This window comes from Aminobacterium mobile DSM 12262 (assembly GCF_000526395.1).
GTDB lineage: Bacteria > Synergistota > Synergistia > Synergistales > Aminobacteriaceae > Aminobacterium > Aminobacterium mobile.
Genome location: NZ_JAFZ01000002.1, coordinates 123240 through 139389, shown reverse-complemented (window position 1 = coordinate 139389; position 16150 = coordinate 123240). Strand labels below are relative to the sequence as shown.

Here is a 16150-nt window from a genome sequence, read left to right as displayed (position 1 = left end):
CGTATGGCCAACAAGGACGAAGTCATAGAGGTGCGAGGGACCGTAATAGAGCCACTTCCAAATGCCATGTTTCGGGTAGAATTAGAGAACGGCCACAAATTACTGGCCCATGTGTCGGGGAAGATGAGAATGCATTTTATACGTATTCTCCCAGGCGATAAGGTTCTTGTCGAGATTTCGCCCTACGACTTGACACGCGGACGAATAGTGTATAGATATAAATAACTTGTGTTCTGCCCTTATGCTTTAACCGCGGCTGGTGAAAAGCATTGAATAGATTGTCGGGATAGAACCGAAGAGGTCTGTCAAGGCAGGGTAAAGGTTTTCTCGGAGGAGCGTGGAACGAATGAAAGTGAAACCATCGGTAAAACCGATATGCGAATTTTGCCGGGTTATCCGGCGCAAAGGCGTGGTACGGATTATTTGCAGTAAGGATCCGCGCCACAAACAGAGACAGGGTGCAAGGAGGTAACGAGCATATGGCCCGTATAGCTGGTGTAGACCTGCCTCGCGAAAAGCGGGTTGAGATAGCGCTCACTTATATTTATGGGATAGGGCTTCCCTCTTCACACAAAATTCTTGCGGCTACCGGCATTAGTCCGGATACTCGTGTGAAAGACCTTACAGAAGAGGAAGCTCAGAAGCTCCGTAAAGAGATAGAAGAGCACTATAAGGTAGAAGGAGACCTGCGGCGCGAAGTTACAATGAATATCAAGCGGTTGATGGATATCGGCTGTTACAGAGGACTACGACATAGGCTGGGGCTTCCAGTCCGTGGTCAGAGAACTAAGACTAACGCACGTACACGGAAAGGGCCACGCCGTACGGTAGCTGGGAAAAAGCAGGCCGGTAAATAATATAGTTTAGAGATATCAAGGAGGCTGACGCACGTGGCCAAACGTACACAGCGTAGAGGTAAAAGAAGAGAAAAAAAGAATGTAAGCTATGGAGTTGCTCATATTTTTTCTACTTTTAACAACACTATAGTGAGCATCTGCGATAAAGGCGGGAATATCCTGTCTTGGGCTTCTGGTGGAAACGTGGGTTTTAAGGGAACGAGAAAATCGACTCCTTTTGCCGCTCAGATTGCTGCTCAACAGGCAGCTAAAACAGCTCAGGACCACGGGGTGAAAGAAATAGATGTAGTGGTGAAGGGACCAGGACCTGGCCGAGAGTCGGCAATCCGTTCTCTTCAAGCTGCAGGACTTCAGGTTAACATGATTAAAGATGCGACGCCTATTCCTCATAACGGCTGTAGACCGCCGAAGCGTCGTAGAGTGTAGTTCACCCCGATAAGGAGGCGAAAAAGAACTTATGAGCAGATATACAGGACCAGTATGCCGTCTCTGTAAAGCTGAAGGAGCAAAGCTTTTCCTCAAGGGAGACCGTTGCTTTACAGAGAAGTGTGCTATTACTAGGGGAGAGTCTAAAAGTAAACAAAGGAGGGGCAGGCCTCGCTCGAAGGCTAGTGAATATGGAATTCGACTTCGCGAGAAGCAGAAGCTGCGCCGCTTTTATGGTATGAACGAGGGCCAGTTCCGGAGATTCTTTGCTGAGGCAAACAGAATGGCTGGAGTGACAGGACATAACTTCCTTCAGCTTCTTGAGCGACGCCTTGATAACGTGGTTTACAGAATGGGATTTGCCGCTAGCCGAAGCCAGGCCAGACAGCTTATTCTTCATGGCCATTTTGTAGTTGATGGCCGTAAAGTTGATGTGCCGAGTTTCCTCGTTCGGGCTGGCTCTACGGTAGCTGTTGCGGAAAATAGCAAGGAAATTGCGTTGATTCGAGAGAACGCTGAAGTGGCAGCGTCAAGAACCGTTCCGGAATGGCTGGAGGTTAATACCGAGCGCATGGAAGCTAATGTTGTTTCCATCCCTGTGCGAGAACAGATTGATGTTCCCGTCAATGAGCAGCTCGTTGTTGAGTTCTATGCCAGATAGTAGGCATGAAAGGTGTTGGACAAAGTGGAACTGATGCGGCCTGAAATCCGAATTGAAGAGTGTAGCCCCACCTTTGGTAAAATTATTGTAGAACCCCTTGAAAGAGGATACGGAGTAACGCTGGGCAATGCTCTGCGACGGGTACTGCTTTCCTCCGTTAAGGGGGCGGCTATTACTTCAGTCCGTATCGATGGCGTTCTACATGAGTTCAGTACCATCCCAGGGGTTCGCGAGGACGTCATCGAACTGATGTTGAACCTGAAGCATATTCCTGTTCGTTCTTATAGCAAAGATGTGAAGGTCCTTCATTTAGAATCAGAGGGATCTAGAGCAGTTGTAGCTTCAGATATTCAGCCTGATAGTGAAATTGAGTTTTTTAATCCTGACGCACCTATTTGCGTGTTGGAAGAGGGAGCCCAACTTTCAATGGATCTCTACATAGAGCAGGGGACAGGATATGCCACCATCGATCGACCACGCCCTGCGTATCTTCCGGCAGACGCCCTCTTGATCGACGCTATTTTTTCGCCGGTTTTGAAAGTACATTACGATGTGGAAGCGGCCCGTGTAGGCCAACGTACAGACTTTGAGCGGCTAGTTCTTGACGTAACAACAAATGGTGTTATAGCACCAGATGTGGCGGTAGGCGAAGCTGCGAGGGTTATACGTACCTATTTTGGGTTTATCGTTGAGGATATAGACAAGCTTCATCCGGTAGAAGGGGCTGAAGAAGAGGATGCTGCTCTGGCAGCAGCCGAAGCGGCAGCAGCTGAGGCAGCTGAAGCGGCAGCAAAAGAGGAAGATGATCTTCTTTCAAGGCCTGTGCGAGAGCTTGAACTCTCTATTCGAAGCGAGAACTGCCTCCTTCGTGGTGGAATTCATACCATCGGCGAGCTCATAACAAGAAGTAGAGAAGATCTGTTGAAGATTCGTAACCTTGGGAAAATTTCTCTGAGAGAAATCGAGGAGAAACTGGAAAAGCAGGGGCTTCACCTCAGCACAGAGAAGAGCGAAGAGAAAGCAGTAAAGGAGGACTAGTTCCATGAGACACCGTATGGACCATAGAAGGCTTGGTCGTTATGGAAGCCATCGCAGAGCAATGTTAGCTAATATGGCCGCCAGCCTTTTCTTAGAGGAGAGCCTCACTACAACGGTGACCCGGGCGAAAGAACTTCGTCGAGTAGCTGAAAAGCTTATCACCAGAGCTAAAGGGGATTCTCTCAATGATCGCCGGGTTATTCGTGCCCGTTTAGGACATAAAGAGGCTTCGATCAAGCTTTTTGAAGATCTGGCCAAGCGGTATGCACATCGTCCCGGTGGCTATACCAGAATAATAAAAACGGGCAATCGTTGCGGCGACGGATCGCCCATGGCGATAATTGAGCTGGTTGATTAACGATGACCCCAAAGGACATCTGTACGCTTCAGGATGTAGGGTATACCTACCCTGAAGCGGACAGGCCTGCCTTGGACGGTGTTTCCTTCCAGGTCAGGGAGGGGGAATGGCTAGCTTTACTGGGCAGCAATGGCTCAGGAAAGTCCACGCTGGCCAAACATTTAAACGCCCTGCTGCTCCCAACGCAGGGCGCTTGTTTTGTTTATGGCATGGATACTCGGGACGAGCAGAATCTTTGGACAATTCGGAGCCATGTTGCCATGGTGTTTCAAAACCCCGAAAATCAGATAGTTGGTACTGTAGTAGAAGATGATGCAGCTTTTGGACCAGAAAATCTCGGGCTTCCTTCAGAAGAGATAAGGAAGCGTGTTGATTGGGCTTTATCTGTAACTGGTCTTGAAGGTAAGGCGACAAATCCTACTTACTCTCTTTCGGGAGGGGAAAAACAGCGTTTAGCTGTAGCGGGAGCTTTAGCTCTGGATCCACCTTGTCTCGTTTTGGATGAGCCTACAGCCATGCTTGACCCTCAAGGGCGACGAGATCTGCTTAGTATTTTAAAGACGCTCCATAGCCAGGGCCGGACAATAGTGTATATTACTCACCGTCTAGAAGAGACAGTGTTTTGTGATAGAGCTCTTGTTCTTCAAGAAGGTCGGGTAGAGTGGAGCGGTTGTATATCGGAACTTTTTACGCATAGAGGAAAACTTGAAGAATGGGGGTTAGAATGTCCTCCGTTTGTCGAGTTATGGCAAATGCTAGTGAGGGAGAATATTATTTCTCGTAATACTCCCGCAACAGTAGATGGAGTTCGACAGGCTTTATGTCTATTATAGTAAAAAACCTCACCCATATTTATCATCCTTCCACTCCATTGGAAACAGTGGCTTTGAAGGATGTGAATTTGCGTACGGAAAAGGGGCAATGGCTTTCTATTGTAGGGCATACTGGTAGCGGTAAGTCTACTCTTGCCCAGTATTTGAATGCGTTGCTGGTTCCTGAGGCTGGACGTGGAGAGGTGTCTGTGGAAAATTATTTATCTCGTCCAGGTAGCTCTCAGTTAAGAAGTATCAGACATACTGTAGGTCTTGTTTTTCAATATCCTGAACAACAACTTTTTGCTGAAACAGTTTTTGAAGAGGTGGCTTTTGCCCCTAGAAACTGGGGGGTAGCAGAGAAAGATCTCGAGGAAGTCGTGAAAGGCGCCCTTCGTGAAGTGGGGCTTTCTGAAAGTTTTTTAGATCGGAATCCCTTTCAGCTTTCTGGGGGCGAAAAAAGACGTATAGCCCTTGCTTCTGTTCTTGCAGCTAATCCCGCCTATCTCGTTCTGGATGAACCTACGGCGGGGCTTGACGCCACTGGTCGTAAAGATCTCGTAAAGCTTCTCTTGTCCCAGAAAGAGAAAGGGAGAGGTATTGTTTTTGTTACTCACGATTTGGAAATAGCCCTTACTGCCAGTGATTCTATTCTTGTTCTCGAAGGGGGCAAAGAGGTTGTACAGGGTGATCCAGAAAAGATAGTTCAAGCACTGAGTCAAAATCCAGTGCGAGGCCTATGTCTTCCTGATGTCTTAGAGTTAGCAGTTCTTTTAGAGCAAGGAGGCTGGAAGGTGCCATTGACTTGGAATCAACGTAAACTTTTTCAATCCATAGTAAAAAGGGTGAGAAAATCATGAAGTTTCTTAATCATCTTACCTTCGGTCAATTTGTGCCTGCTCCCTCGATAATCCATAGACTTGACCCTCGATGTAAAATTTTAGGAACCATGCTCCTATTAACGGGGATTTTTTTAATAAAGCATCCCATGGCTTTTGGTGTGTGGGCTTTATTGCTTCTTGTCATGACTTTTTTCTCCAAACTTCCTTTTTCTTTAGTTCTTCGTTCTGTAAAACCTGTGATGATTCTGGTTGTTTTTACAGCTCTGATACACCTTTTCTTCACTAAAGGGACGCCGGTTTTTCAATGGGGCATCATTTCTATTACCGCAGAAGGCATTCGTATGGGGGCTTATATGGGCTTGAGACTTCTTTTTCTGGTTCTTTTTGCTTGTTTCCTCACATTAACAACTAGCCCCATGGAACTTTCAGATGGATTGGAAAAACTTTTTTCGCCCTTGGCGCCATTAGGTTTTCCTGCCCATGAGTTAGCCATGATGATGACCATTGCTTTGCGGTTTATTCCTACCCTTCTTGATGAAACAGACCGCATTATGAAGGCTCAGCTTGCGCGGGGGGCCAATCTCGATAAAGGGAACCTATGGCAACGTTTGCGGGCGATGCTTCCGGTGCTGGTCCCTCTTTTTGTCATTGTTTTTCAGCGAGCAGACGACCTGGCTACAGCTATGGAAGCTCGATGTTACAGGGGGGGGAATGGACGAACCAGGTTCAAGCCTCTTTGCTGGAAGATGCGTGATAGCGCAGCATTGATCGTTCTCATCCTTACCATTGGTTTATTAATATATATAGATCGAAGGGTGATTGTTTTATGAACTATGCTGCCACAATAAGTTACGATGGAACCGCTTTCTGTGGTTGGCAGCGACAATCAGGAGTCCCTACCGTTCAACAATCTCTGGAAGAAGCTATAGGCAAAATATTTGGTGAGCCCACCACTGTTTTTGCTGCTGGTCGAACTGATGCCGGTGTTCATGGGAAAGGACAAGTTGTTTCCTTTGAGCTTCCTGTCGGATGGGATCCTGGCAGATTATTGTTAGCTATCAATTATTACTTGCCAGAAACGGTACGTATTATGAATATTTATCATGTTTCTGACGATTTTAACGCTCGTTTTAGTGCTTTATGGAGAGAATACCGATATTATATATGGCATGGCCCTGCTTTCCCTCCGTATCTTCGAGAACGGGCGTGGTGGAATCGCTGGAAATGGGATAAAGAAGCCGTGGGAAAGGCTTGCGAGTACGTAAAAGGGACCCACGATTTCAGGGCGTTCTGTCCAATCAAAGAGTGTCCAGACAATACTATCCGTACCATTTACACTTTCCGCTGGCATCAAAATGGGCAACTATCGATTGTTACTATTCGCGGTAACGCTTTTCTTATGAACATGGTTCGCATTCTTATAGGAAGTCTAGACCTTGTAGGAAAAGGCAAGCAGAGTCCAGAGTGGATTAGAGACTTACTTAATGGGAAAGGGAGTCGTAGGGAATCAGGAATGACGGTGCCGGCTCATGGCTTGTATTTTTGGAGAGTTGGGTACGATGCATCTCCATTTCTTAACGGCCTTCCAAAAATAAAGGAAAAAGCAGGCATATTTGTCCCTTCTGATTTTTGGAGGAAACACATATAATACTTTCCCAGAGAGGGAATGTTTTTGCAGATAAGGAGGCTACCTTCGTGTTCGGAAGCGATATCGGTATAGACCTTGGAACAGCGACAGTGCTTATTTATGTAAAAAATAAGGGGATCGTTCTTCGGGAACCTTCAGTGGTTGCCATAGATCTAGAAAATGGGAAAATACTTGCAGTAGGCAATGAAGCAAAAAATATGGTGGGGCGTACCCCGGGAAACGTAATTTCAGTCCGGCCGCTACGTGATGGAGTCATTGCCGACTATACCATGACAGAAGCCATGCTTCGTTATTTTATGAAGCGAGTCAACAAAGGGTTCAGTCGTTTCTTTAGAAACAGGGTTATGATTTGTGTCCCATCAGGAGCTACTGATGTAGAACGAAGAGCTGTTTTAGAAGCCGCGGTTGAAGTAGGAGCCAGTGAAGCTTTTCTGATTGAAGAGCCTATGGCTGCTGCAATAGGGGCCAGCCTCAGCGTAGAAGAGCCTCGAGGAAAAATGATTGTAGATGTTGGTGGTGGAACTACCGATATTGCAGTTATTTCCTTGGGGGGAATTGTTGTATCTAAGTCGCTGCGCATTGGTGGAGATAAATTTGATGAAGCAATAATGCGTTATTTGCGTAAACACTATAGCCTTGCTATAGGAGAACAGACAGCTGAGAATTTGAAGATTACTATCGGAACCTGTGGCCAGGAAGAGGAAGAAATGACGATGACCATTAAAGGGAGAGATCTAGTCCAAGGCCTCCCTCGCCAGATAGAGATTAGCAGTGCTTCTGTGAGCCAAGCCATTGGTGAAATGATCCAGGCTCTTAATGATGGAGTAAGAAATGTATTAGAGCTAACGCCTCCGGAACTTTCGGCCGATATTATAGATAGAGGGATTGTCCTTACTGGCGGTGGATCGTTACTGCGAGGTCTCCCAGAGCTTATTACACAGCAAACTGGCATCAATTGTTTCTGTGCCGAAGATCCTATGGAGTGTGTTGCTGTTGGGACAGGTAAAGCGCTTGCGGAGATCGATAAGCTGAAGGCTACTGGGCGGAGCGGAATATTAATGACCAGCGCATCAAAGAAAGGACGGAAGAAAAAACTCTAGAGTCTATAGGAGGATTGTCCAGTGCATCGAGGGCTTTATGCTGCTGCGTCAGCCATGCTAGTACAAGAGAGAATGGGCGATGTAGTCGCCAACAACCTGGCCAACGTAAACACCGCTGGTTTTAAAGGAAGGATTGCCGTTAATAAGTCTTTCCCTGACGTCTTTATGGATCGCCTGGAAAAACTTGATCCTGGAGAAGGGAAAATAGAAGTAGTGCCTCCAGATAGTGTCGTTTTTAGAGGAAGAGTTCCTATAGGTGATATACCTCTTGCCAACGTCCTTTCAGAAACGGCGATGAAAACAGAGGCAGGAATGCTTCAGATAACAGGAAAAAACTTGGATGTGGCGTTGCAAGGGGATGGTTTTTTCGTTGTACAGGATTTGGGTGGGAACATTTTCTATACCCGTTCTGGTCATTTCCAACTTGATTCTGAAGGAAGAATTGTTACACACGACGGTATGCTGGTGCTAGGCAATGGAGGACCTTTGGAAATAGGGGATGCAACGCGAATAGAGTTTGATAACTCCGGTCGCCTTATTGCAGATGATGAGGTAGTAGATACTCTTCAGGTCGTATCTTTTCAAAGCCCCTCGTATTTGAGGCAAATAGGAGGATCTCTCCTATCAGAGACAAGAGAGTCGGGCCAGCCAGATGCTGTAGAGGATTTTGAGCTTCAGTCAGGGGCACTGGAAATGTCTAACGTCAATGTGGTGGAAGAAATGGTACGGATGATTGAAGCCCACAGAGCTTATGAAAGTGCTTCGAAAGCAGTATCTACTCATGACGAGATGACAGGCCGGCTTATTACCACATTCGGCAGAGCCGTCTAACTTCTGGAGGGATGATAAATGATTCGAGCTCTATGGTCTGCAGCAACAGGAATGGTGGCCCAACAAACAAATCTCGACGTTACATCTAACAACTTAGCTAATGTGAACACGTCAGGATATAAGAAAATGCGAGCCGACTTTCAGGACCTTCTTTATCAAATAGATAGAGAACCTGGTGCTCCAGTGGAAACAGGAGCTACTGTCCCAACTGGAATTCAGGTAGGTTTGGGCACTAAAGTAGTCGGAACCAGCCGAATGTTTTCTGAGGGGAACTTGCAGGTAACAAATAATCCTCTTGATGTTACTATCGAAGGCGATGGCTTCTTTCAAGTTGTGCGCCCTAACGGGGATATTGCTTATACGCGAGACGGCTCTTGGAAGATAGATGGAGATGGCCAGATTGTAACAACCGATGGTTTTTTATTAGAACCGGCTATCACCGTCCCAGAAGATGCAACCGAAATCATTATCGATAATATGGGGCGTTTTTCCGTCAAAACAGTAGGGAATCAGGAAGCCGACGAAATTGGACAGATTGAAATCGCCCGTTTTGTGAACCCAGCTGGTCTTCGAGCTATAGGCAGAAATCTTTTTGAAGAAACGCCTGCCAGCGGTGAAGCGATAGCAGGCCTTCCAGGAGAGGATGGCCTGGGGTATCTCCATCAGGGGATTCTTGAGATGTCAAACGTTCAGGTGGTAGAGGAAATGGTCAACCTTATTGTAGCCCAGAGAGCATATGAGGCCAACTCTAAAAGTATTCAAACCGCCGATGAACTCTTGAGAATTGCTAACGGGCTTCGTCGATAAAATATAGCAATGAAGAGAAAAGGCATGTTTTACAGGCGGGTGAGGTATGTGTCCCGCCTGTTTTTTGTTTTTTTGTGGATTGGATTTTTTGCCCCCATGTATACCCCTGCTATGGCCGCAAGCCCCCTTTCCATAGATATCCCTGCCTCGATTTTTTATTGGGGAGATGGAATGCGGCTGGAAAATGTGGCGATTATTAACGGGCCTTCTCCTGTGGTAGAAAAGGCTCGTGCGATTCCTTTCCCTAAAAAAACTGGTTATATATCGAGGGAAGATATTATTAATGCCTTGCAGGAGGGAGGAATAGGTGGTATACGCCTCTCTCTTCTCATGGCAGAGCGAGTTCCTGTTCTTCAGGAACCTCGACTCCCGAACATTGTTCGCCGTATTTCAGGGTGGGCGTGGGAGGTAGACGTAAATCCTCTATCAGGAGCCGCACCTAAAGACACGGAAGAATTTCTGGAACCTGGTTCTTTAACCCCTGGTGTTGGATCAACAACCCTTAAATTCCGGAGTGCTAAAGGAGAAAAATCTGTCCCAGTACGCATTAATTGGTATCAGCCAGCCGTTGTTCTTCAACGAGCTTTTCCCAGAGGGAAACCTCTCTCTGAAGAGGATGTAGTATTGCGAAGAGTGTGTTTAAGTCAGCCTGGTGAACTGCCAAGCCGTATTGAGGAAGTGTTAGGGCTTGTGTTACGAAGAGACGGGCAGATGGGAGATATTGTTTCTCTCAACATTCTTGAGACAAAGCCGATAATTTTAAGAGGAGATCGTGTTATTATTGCGGCGCAGGTAGGGGCACTTTTAATAGAAGTTCCAGGTGAAGCTCTTGATGAGGGCCAGCCCGGCGATTTTATACGAGTTCGCAATATAGCCAGTAGAACAGTGGTTACAGGGCGAGTGGCAAGTCCAGGTAGAGTGGAGGTAGATACCCAATGAAAAAGAATATGTTTGCTCTTTTGGTGGCGATTGTTATAACTTTTTCAGGCAGCAGCCCTATCGCTTTTGCCCAGTCTATTTGGAATGACAATACAAATTGGGTAGCCGATCAGCGCCCTAGTAAAGTGGGGGATCTTGTAACAGTCGTAGTGTCGGAAAAAACAACTACGAAAGATGAGGCTAAAACTGACGTAAGCAAAAAGAATGACAGTTCAGTGAGTGACGGAGTGGGGGTCCTCGATTTTATCAAGGCTTTAGGGTTCTCCTCGAAAAGTTCTGTGAAAGGTGATGGATCTACAGAGAGAACTCACACGGCGAAAAGTCGCATAGCTTGTCTTGTTACGGAGGTTCTTCCTAATGGAAATCTCGTTATAGAGGGCGCTAGGGATGTAGAAACTCACGAGGAAAAACTACAGCTTTGCATTCGAGGGGTCATTCGTCCCCAGGATGTAGATGGTAATAATACTATCGCCAGCGATAAAATAGCTAACGCAGAGATTGGCATTGAGGGGAAGGGCGCACTTTCCAAAGTCCAGCGTCCAGGATTGCTCACACAGATTTTACAGGCGATTTTCTAGGAGGCTAGTAATACATGAAAAGAAGTGCAAAAATATCCATATGCTTTCTCACCCTCTTTTTCTTATGGAGCTCTCAGGTGACGAATTTGTGGGCAGCGATTCATCCTGGAGTTCGAATAAAGGATCTGGTAGATATTCAAGGAGTTCGATCAAATCAGCTTGTTGGTGTGGGGCTGGTTATGGGGTTGCAGGGTACTGGCGATAAGTCGAAGATGGCGCTTCAGATGATACGTAACGTAATGAGCCAGTTTGGCCTAACTCTTGACGATGGAGCTATAAAAAGTAAGAATGTCGCTACTGTAACAGTAACGTGCGAACTTCCTCCCTTTGCCCGCCCAGGGCAGCAAATAGACGTAACGATAAGCACTATGGGAGACGCCAAGAGTCTTCAAGGCGGTACGTTGCTTCAAGTTCCCCTAAAGGGGGCGGATGGGCTTGTTTATGCGGTAGCCCAAGGGCCGGTACTTGTAGGAGGTTTCGCAACAGGTGGACAAGCAGCTTCTATGACTAAAAATGTAGTTACGGTTGGCAGAATTCCCGGGGGAGCTATAGTGGAACGGGACGTACCTATGACTTTTACTGCCGATGGAACTGTTTCCCTGCTTCTCAGGGAGCCTGATTTTACTACATCAGAACGAATTGCCAAGTCTATTAATTCTCGTTTTGGTGCAGTGGCGACACCTGTTGATGCGGGAATGGTAACCATTGCCCTTCCTGGGCAGTTCACTTCCTCGCCTTCTTCTTTTATATCCCAAATAGAAGGTCTCACCGTGCAACCAGATGCCATAGCTCGCGTAGTGGTGAACGAAAGAACCGGTACGGTTGTTATGGGTGGTGATGTAAAGATAAGCGCTGTAGCAGTCGCTCATGGAAATCTGACGGTGCGCGTTACGGAGAAACCCGAAGTCGTCCAGCCTCAGCCTTTCGGAGAAGGACGAACGGCAGTACAGCCAAGAACGGAAATTGAAGCGGAAGAGCAGGGCGGAAGCCTTATCTCTCTTGGAGCCTCGTCGACGGTCAATCAGCTTGTGGATTCTCTTAATGCTGTAGGAGCAACGCCCAGAGATATTATCTCTATCCTTCAGGCAGTGAAAGAGGCTGGGGCTCTCCATGGAGACCTTGTAGTTATGTAGTGGAGGCATAATAATGTTGAATAAAGTTGATGCTTCTCAAAATCATGTTGTGCAGAAAAATTTTGTTTCGGAAGATCACAAGAAGCAGCGGGAACAATTGGAAGAAGCATGTCGTCAGTTTGAAGGGGTCTTGTTATCTCAGATATGGAAAAATATGCTTCGTGACGCTAAAAGGATATCGGGGCGTGACGAAAAACGGCCGTTTGGAGCGATGGAAGATCTTTCTGTAGAAATGTCTGCCGAGGCTTTGTCGAAGCAAAATGGTGTGGGACTTTGGAAGGTTCTCTACAACCAGTTAGCTTCATCCTTGGAAAGTGATGCTTCCCCGCATGAAGAATGAAGAGCCCCTTCCGTGGTGGAGAGAGGGATTGCGTTTTTCCTGTATAGGGTGCGGACGATGTTGCAGAGGAGAACCTGGCGCCATTTGGGTCTCTCCTATAGATGAGGAACGGATCGCCTGTTGGTTGAACATAGATATTCCTACATTCCGAATAAAAAATGAAACTCAAAGATGGGGAGCCCCCAGCCTTCGCGAAAAAGAAGGAGGGGCATGTGTGTTTTATACTCTAGAAACGGGGCGTTGTGCTATTTATCCTGTGAGGCCGATACAGTGCTCCCTTTTCCCCTTTTGGCCTCATGTAGTGCGTACCCCTCAATCGTGGGAACAGACAGCTCAAATGTGCCCTGGGATGAATCAAGGACGACTATATCCAGCCCAGGAAATAAAGTTTATGACCATGCTGTTCCCTAGAGTAAATCGTATGTAATTTTGCTGAAAATGGGGGTAGTCCTTTGTGGCTACCCCCATTTCGTGTTATTCTGAGATACATAGATAGATATGCTCTATGAAATGGAGGCAGTGCTGTGCAAGCCCAGATATGGTCTGATATGAACTGGAGACTCATTATAACGCTCCTTGTTGTCAGTGCTATCCTGGCGTATTTAGGTGACAGGGTTGGGATGCGTATAGGGAAGAAACGAATCTCTCTTTTCGGTTTACGTCCTCGCCATACGAGCCAAATCATTACCGCATTTACAGGAGTGCTTATATCTATCGCTATTCTTGGAACCATGTCTGTAGTTTCAGAGAACGTTCGTACGGCCCTTTTTTCCATGAAATTTTTACAGAGCCAACTTACAAATCTCACAGCAGAGCTTCAAGATAGTCGGGATGAAGTACAGCTCATGTCTATACGCCTTGTGGAGAGCCAGAGTAAACTTGAAGCCCAAGAGAAGAAGTTGCAGGAAGTTCAGAACCAACTGGCTTCTGTCCGTCCAGAGCTGGAAAAGGCCAGGGGTGATTTGTCTCAGATAAAAAATGAGAAGAATGCCCTTGAGAGAGAAAAATATAAACTTGATGAGGAAGTAGGAAGTCTTCGCCAAGAAGCGAGCCGTTTGCGAGAGGGGTTAATTCAGGTTCGCAGTGGCCGTATCGCTGTTTTTGCAGGAGAGCTTCTTGGGCAGCACGTTATTCAACCTAAAAGTTCTCCAAGTAAAGTAGATGCCCTTTTTCAAGAACTTCGCCGTCGAGCCGAGTTTGTGGTGGGGCTTCGATCGGGAGTTTCTCCTGACGAAATTACATTGGCAGTTGACCTAGAGGAAGAAAAAGCTAAAATTCAGGAGTGTACGAATTCGGAAAATAGGAAATTTATACGCATTATAGCGAACGCTAACGTTTTACAAGGTGAAGATGTGAGAGTGCGTTATGAGGTATATGATAGCCGGCTGGTTTATTCTAAAGGGGAGAATATTGCTTCCCGATCTTGGGTTCCTAAAGGTGCAGATGCAGAATCCTTTCTCCATGATCTTTTGGCAGAGGTTAATCATCAAGCAGTGGACGAGGGAATTATGCCAGATCCTGTAAGTGGCAAGGTAGGAGCTATGGATGCGACAGCTTTTTTTGATGCTGTAGAGGAACTGCAAAAGGCTACAAAAGTGATGAGTGTAAAGGTTTTGGCTGCGGAAAATATCTATACCGAAGGCCCCGTCCAAATCGTTTTTCATATTACACCCTTTGGGGCCTCTTCCTAGTAGGAGGAATAGAAATGCTCATAGTAGCATGTCAAATATGCGGAGAGACTAAAGTGTTGGCAGGAACTCCCGATAGCGATGGAATCGCTCGAGCCATGTGGATCTGTCCCCGCTGCGGTACAGGTCAGATCCTTCAATTACAGGTTTCTGCCGACGCGAGAAAAAGTGATTTAAGGAAAATCATTCATGGATTATCTTTCTCTAAGGTGGCAGCAATACATGAAAACCAAGCTTGAGTATGCTTTCTACGACAGTAAGCAAGCGGTAACTCCTGCTGAGCTCCGCGATCTTTACCGTTTTACCCAATGGGGGCGAAGCCGCTCTTTAGAAGATATACAGCGCATGCTAGACGGAACAACCATGTGTTTTTCTGTCCGGCATGATATGAAGTTAGTTGCTTTTTGTCGTATCCTTACAGACTTTGTTTTTCGGGGAACTCTTTGGGATATTATGGTTCATCCAGACCATCAAGGGAAGGGTATTGGCTCTGCTCTTATTGATTATGCCCTCAATCACCCGGCTATACACTCTATTCCCATGATACTTACATACACCAGCGAGTTGGGGCCTTTTCTGGCTCAATATGGTTTTGAGGAGAAGGAAGGGGCTTTAATGTTGTTGCGTTGCCCCATTGAATATTCTTGAGCTACTTTACTTTTATGTTTCGTAGAATAGCCCAGTTTATAGAGCATTGTTTCTGGCCGACAGAGTGTCCGATGTGTGGCCGAATTGGCTCTGTAGGGTGTGTATCGTGCCTCCAATCGTTGTTATGTCATCCGCTTCAACTCGCCATAGGAAAAGATTTACAGCTTTTTTCAGGTGCCCTTCATAAAGATATTTGCCGAGATATGGTTCTAAAATTGAAATACGCTGGATGGGGGCAACTTGGAATATCCATGGGGAGAGCTTTGGGAAAAACTTTTTCTCGAATACCCTGTTGTCTTGTCCCGATCCCTCTCCATAAGAAAAGTACACGGCCATGGAATCAGGCAGCTCTTTTGGCCAGGGGCATTGCTCAAGAATGGAATGTGCCGGTTCTTTATGGGCTGGAATGGAGGCGACATGTTTCGGCCCAAACGTCTGGCGGATCAGAAGCTCGGCGGTCTATGGCTTCTGACGCCTTCGTAGTGACGTGTCCTTTCCCTGAAGCAATGCCTGTTATTCTCGTAGATGATGTATGTACTACGGGAACGACATTACGTCGTGGAGCATCTGCATTAAAGAGAAAAGGGGTGAAAGTCCCTTATGCCATAACATGGTCTACATCTCTTCGTTTTTCCCGTTAAAGCTGTTGAAGATGTATTCCGATAATAGATATGAGAAAGGTTAGAGCGGGGTGATCATTAATGATCGATAAAATTCGTGGTATCTATGGCCCTAGCCCTGTGGGCAAAGTCAATGGTAAAAAGTACCTAGGTCAGTCTTCAGCAGAGGAGACTGACGGTGTTGAATTTAGTGCTTTTGCCAAAGAGCTTGCGAAAGCCCGTACAGAGCTTAAAAAAGTGCCAGATGTCCGTTTTGAGAAGGTAGAAGAACTAAAAAAACAGATTCAGAGCGGGCAATATCGTCCGGATCTCCATAAGGTAGCAGAGGGCTTGATCCGGGCAGGGTTGCTTGACAAGGACGAATGATTCCATGGACGGACAATCGCTGGTAGAAGTCCTTCTGCAGCAGACTGATGTGTTGCAGAAAATGCATAGTGTTGTGGTTAAACAGCGTGAGGCGCTCAAGGAAGGGCGCCTCGAATTATTACAGCAACTTATGAAAGAACAGCAATCTCTAGCCTTTGAAGGGGAGGCATTGGAACAGGAACGCCGACGTTTGGCTGGTCGCCTTTCTTCTGCGTATCATTGTGCCCCTACAATTATGGAGTTTTGTTCTTTTTTACCAGAACAAGAAGGAGTTGAGCTACGGGAGGCCGCCGAAGCTCTTATCCCCGTAGTGCGGAACCTACAGGCTGAAATAGGTATTTTATCTCGTCTCGTTGACGAAAATAGGGCCCTTAGCGACATCTTGCTTGCTGAGTGGCGTCGTTTAGAAGGAATGGCAGCTCCCGGTTGCGGGGGGCTGGATATGTCTGTATAAGGAG

At 46.6% G+C, this 16150-nt stretch carries 25 protein-coding genes; all 25 read left to right on the top strand.

Features of this window, described 5'->3' with window-relative positions; genetic code table 11:
• Window positions 1–3: 3 nt before the first annotated feature.
• The 25 genes from infA to flgN all read left to right on the top strand — a co-directional run bounded on the left by infA (window position 4) and on the right by flgN (window position 16146).
• Complete coding sequence (infA, locus tag K360_RS0107480) at window positions 4–225, top strand: translation initiation factor IF-1 (RefSeq protein ID WP_024822546.1); 222 nt, start codon at window positions 4–6, stop codon at window positions 223–225.
• A gap of 121 nt (window positions 226–346) precedes the next feature.
• Window positions 347–472: a 50S ribosomal protein L36 gene (gene rpmJ / locus K360_RS11235; protein ID WP_084043922.1), complete on the top strand. Its 126-nt coding sequence runs from the start codon at window positions 347–349 to the stop codon at window positions 470–472.
• Window positions 473–479: 7 nt separating this feature from the next.
• A complete protein-coding gene (gene rpsM, locus K360_RS0107475) occupies window positions 480–857 on the top strand; it encodes a 30S ribosomal protein S13 (protein ID WP_024822545.1) in 378 nt (125 codons plus the stop codon).
• Between the two features lie 33 nt (window positions 858–890).
• On the top strand, window positions 891–1283 hold the full coding sequence (gene rpsK, locus K360_RS0107470; protein ID WP_034326853.1) for a 30S ribosomal protein S11: 393 nt from the start codon (window positions 891–893) through the stop codon (window positions 1281–1283).
• A 31-nt stretch (window positions 1284–1314) separates the two neighbouring features.
• Window positions 1315–1944 carry a 30S ribosomal protein S4 gene (rpsD, locus tag K360_RS0107465; RefSeq protein WP_024822543.1) on the top strand — a complete coding sequence of 210 codons (630 nt, stop codon included), beginning with the start codon at window positions 1315–1317 and terminating at the stop codon, window positions 1942–1944.
• A gap of 33 nt (window positions 1945–1977) precedes the next feature.
• Window positions 1978–2982 carry a DNA-directed RNA polymerase subunit alpha gene (locus tag K360_RS0107460; RefSeq protein WP_034326947.1) on the top strand — a complete coding sequence of 335 codons (1005 nt, stop codon included), beginning with the start codon at window positions 1978–1980 and terminating at the stop codon, window positions 2980–2982.
• A 4-nt stretch (window positions 2983–2986) separates the two neighbouring features.
• Complete coding sequence (rplQ, locus tag K360_RS0107455) at window positions 2987–3340, top strand: 50S ribosomal protein L17 (protein ID WP_024822541.1); 354 nt, start codon at window positions 2987–2989, stop codon at window positions 3338–3340.
• 2 nt (window positions 3341–3342) lie between these two features.
• On the top strand, window positions 3343–4173 hold the full coding sequence (locus K360_RS0107450; RefSeq protein ID WP_024822540.1) for an energy-coupling factor transporter ATPase: 831 nt from the start codon (window positions 3343–3345) through the stop codon (window positions 4171–4173).
• On the top strand, window positions 4161–5012 hold the full coding sequence (locus K360_RS0107445; protein ID WP_024822539.1) for an ATP-binding cassette domain-containing protein: 852 nt from the start codon (window positions 4161–4163) through the stop codon (window positions 5010–5012). Before K360_RS0107450 ends, K360_RS0107445 begins: the two co-directional genes overlap by 13 nt.
• Window positions 5009–5824, top strand: a complete 816-nt coding sequence (locus tag K360_RS0107440) for an energy-coupling factor transporter transmembrane component T family protein (RefSeq protein WP_024822538.1) — start codon at window positions 5009–5011, stop codon at window positions 5822–5824. The genes K360_RS0107445 and K360_RS0107440 overlap by 4 nt, the downstream gene beginning before the upstream one ends.
• Window positions 5821–6642 carry a tRNA pseudouridine(38-40) synthase TruA gene (gene truA / locus K360_RS0107435; RefSeq protein ID WP_024822537.1) on the top strand — a complete coding sequence of 274 codons (822 nt, stop codon included), beginning with the start codon at window positions 5821–5823 and terminating at the stop codon, window positions 6640–6642. The genes K360_RS0107440 and truA overlap by 4 nt, the downstream gene beginning before the upstream one ends.
• 47 nt (window positions 6643–6689) lie before the next feature.
• The gene (mreB, locus tag K360_RS0107430) at window positions 6690–7742 is read left to right on the top strand and encodes a rod shape-determining protein (protein WP_024822536.1); all 1053 of its coding nucleotides are present in this window, start codon (window positions 6690–6692) and stop codon (window positions 7740–7742) included.
• Window positions 7743–7763: 21 nt separating this feature from the next.
• Window positions 7764–8573, top strand: a complete 810-nt coding sequence (gene flgF / locus K360_RS0107425; protein ID WP_024822535.1) for a flagellar basal-body rod protein FlgF — start codon at window positions 7764–7766, stop codon at window positions 8571–8573.
• 18 nt (window positions 8574–8591) lie between these two features.
• Window positions 8592–9380, top strand: coding sequence for a flagellar basal-body rod protein FlgG (gene flgG, locus K360_RS0107420; RefSeq protein WP_024822534.1), 789 nt, complete (start codon window positions 8592–8594; stop codon window positions 9378–9380).
• 48 nt (window positions 9381–9428) lie between these two features.
• Entirely contained in the window at window positions 9429–10319 is an 891-nt protein-coding gene (flgA, locus tag K360_RS0107415; RefSeq protein WP_024822533.1) for a flagellar basal body P-ring formation chaperone FlgA, read from the top strand.
• Window positions 10316–10897 (top strand): flagellar basal body L-ring protein FlgH, encoded by a 582-nt coding sequence (locus tag K360_RS0107410; protein WP_024822532.1) that lies wholly within the window; start codon window positions 10316–10318, stop codon window positions 10895–10897. The genes flgA and K360_RS0107410 overlap by 4 nt, the downstream gene beginning before the upstream one ends.
• Before the next feature lie 14 nt (window positions 10898–10911).
• The gene (locus K360_RS0107405; RefSeq protein ID WP_024822531.1) at window positions 10912–12030 is read left to right on the top strand and encodes a flagellar basal body P-ring protein FlgI; all 1119 of its coding nucleotides are present in this window, start codon (window positions 10912–10914) and stop codon (window positions 12028–12030) included.
• 13 nt (window positions 12031–12043) lie between these two features.
• Entirely contained in the window at window positions 12044–12370 is a 327-nt protein-coding gene (locus tag K360_RS0107400; RefSeq protein ID WP_024822530.1) for a hypothetical protein, read from the top strand.
• The gene (locus K360_RS0107395) at window positions 12360–12797 is read left to right on the top strand and encodes a YkgJ family cysteine cluster protein (protein ID WP_024822529.1); all 438 of its coding nucleotides are present in this window, start codon (window positions 12360–12362) and stop codon (window positions 12795–12797) included. The genes K360_RS0107400 and K360_RS0107395 overlap by 11 nt, the downstream gene beginning before the upstream one ends.
• A 97-nt stretch (window positions 12798–12894) precedes the next feature.
• Window positions 12895–14061: a DUF3084 domain-containing protein gene (locus tag K360_RS0107390; RefSeq protein ID WP_024822528.1), complete on the top strand. Its 1167-nt coding sequence runs from the start codon at window positions 12895–12897 to the stop codon at window positions 14059–14061.
• Between the two features lie 14 nt (window positions 14062–14075).
• Entirely contained in the window at window positions 14076–14297 is a 222-nt protein-coding gene (locus tag K360_RS0107385) for a hypothetical protein (protein WP_024822527.1), read from the top strand.
• The gene (locus tag K360_RS0107380; RefSeq protein ID WP_024822526.1) at window positions 14281–14706 is read left to right on the top strand and encodes a GNAT family N-acetyltransferase; all 426 of its coding nucleotides are present in this window, start codon (window positions 14281–14283) and stop codon (window positions 14704–14706) included. Before K360_RS0107385 ends, K360_RS0107380 begins: the two co-directional genes overlap by 17 nt.
• A 14-nt stretch (window positions 14707–14720) precedes the next feature.
• Window positions 14721–15347 carry a ComF family protein gene (locus K360_RS0107375; protein ID WP_156923383.1) on the top strand — a complete coding sequence of 209 codons (627 nt, stop codon included), beginning with the start codon at window positions 14721–14723 and terminating at the stop codon, window positions 15345–15347.
• A gap of 60 nt (window positions 15348–15407) precedes the next feature.
• Complete coding sequence (gene flgM, locus K360_RS0107370) at window positions 15408–15692, top strand: flagellar biosynthesis anti-sigma factor FlgM (RefSeq protein WP_024822524.1); 285 nt, start codon at window positions 15408–15410, stop codon at window positions 15690–15692.
• A 4-nt stretch (window positions 15693–15696) separates the two neighbouring features.
• A complete protein-coding gene (flgN, locus tag K360_RS0107365) occupies window positions 15697–16146 on the top strand; it encodes a flagellar export chaperone FlgN (protein WP_024822523.1) in 450 nt (149 codons plus the stop codon).
• The last annotated feature ends 4 nt before the right edge of the window (window positions 16147–16150 follow it).

What these genes read in the sequence shown, in the direction of transcription:
- infA (WP_024822546.1), top strand. Translation starts at nt 4, where the DNA reads ATGGCCAACAAGGACGAAGTCATAGAGGTGCGAGGGACCGTAATAGAG.
- rpmJ (WP_084043922.1), top strand. Translation starts at nt 347, where the DNA reads ATGAAAGTGAAACCATCGGTAAAACCGATATGCGAATTTTGCCGGGTT.
- rpsM (WP_024822545.1), top strand. Translation starts at nt 480, where the DNA reads ATGGCCCGTATAGCTGGTGTAGACCTGCCTCGCGAAAAGCGGGTTGAG.
- rpsD (WP_024822543.1), top strand. Translation starts at nt 1,315, where the DNA reads ATGAGCAGATATACAGGACCAGTATGCCGTCTCTGTAAAGCTGAAGGA.
- K360_RS0107460 (WP_034326947.1), top strand. Translation starts at nt 1,978, where the DNA reads ATGCGGCCTGAAATCCGAATTGAAGAGTGTAGCCCCACCTTTGGTAAA.
- rplQ (WP_024822541.1), top strand. Translation starts at nt 2,987, where the DNA reads ATGAGACACCGTATGGACCATAGAAGGCTTGGTCGTTATGGAAGCCAT.
- K360_RS0107450 (WP_024822540.1), top strand. Translation starts at nt 3,343, where the DNA reads ATGACCCCAAAGGACATCTGTACGCTTCAGGATGTAGGGTATACCTAC.
- K360_RS0107445 (WP_024822539.1), top strand. Translation starts at nt 4,161, where the DNA reads ATGTCTATTATAGTAAAAAACCTCACCCATATTTATCATCCTTCCACT.
- K360_RS0107440 (WP_024822538.1), top strand. Translation starts at nt 5,009, where the DNA reads ATGAAGTTTCTTAATCATCTTACCTTCGGTCAATTTGTGCCTGCTCCC.
- truA (WP_024822537.1), top strand. Translation starts at nt 5,821, where the DNA reads ATGAACTATGCTGCCACAATAAGTTACGATGGAACCGCTTTCTGTGGT.
- flgG (WP_024822534.1), top strand. Translation starts at nt 8,592, where the DNA reads ATGATTCGAGCTCTATGGTCTGCAGCAACAGGAATGGTGGCCCAACAA.
- K360_RS0107410 (WP_024822532.1), top strand. Translation starts at nt 10,316, where the DNA reads ATGAAAAAGAATATGTTTGCTCTTTTGGTGGCGATTGTTATAACTTTT.
- K360_RS0107405 (WP_024822531.1), top strand. Translation starts at nt 10,912, where the DNA reads ATGAAAAGAAGTGCAAAAATATCCATATGCTTTCTCACCCTCTTTTTC.
- K360_RS0107400 (WP_024822530.1), top strand. Translation starts at nt 12,044, where the DNA reads ATGTTGAATAAAGTTGATGCTTCTCAAAATCATGTTGTGCAGAAAAAT.
- K360_RS0107395 (WP_024822529.1), top strand. Translation starts at nt 12,360, where the DNA reads ATGAAGAATGAAGAGCCCCTTCCGTGGTGGAGAGAGGGATTGCGTTTT.
- K360_RS0107385 (WP_024822527.1), top strand. Translation starts at nt 14,076, where the DNA reads ATGCTCATAGTAGCATGTCAAATATGCGGAGAGACTAAAGTGTTGGCA.
- K360_RS0107380 (WP_024822526.1), top strand. Translation starts at nt 14,281, where the DNA reads ATGAAAACCAAGCTTGAGTATGCTTTCTACGACAGTAAGCAAGCGGTA.
- K360_RS0107375 (WP_156923383.1), top strand. Translation starts at nt 14,721, where the DNA reads ATGTTTCGTAGAATAGCCCAGTTTATAGAGCATTGTTTCTGGCCGACA.
- flgM (WP_024822524.1), top strand. Translation starts at nt 15,408, where the DNA reads ATGATCGATAAAATTCGTGGTATCTATGGCCCTAGCCCTGTGGGCAAA.
- flgN (WP_024822523.1), top strand. Translation starts at nt 15,697, where the DNA reads ATGGACGGACAATCGCTGGTAGAAGTCCTTCTGCAGCAGACTGATGTG.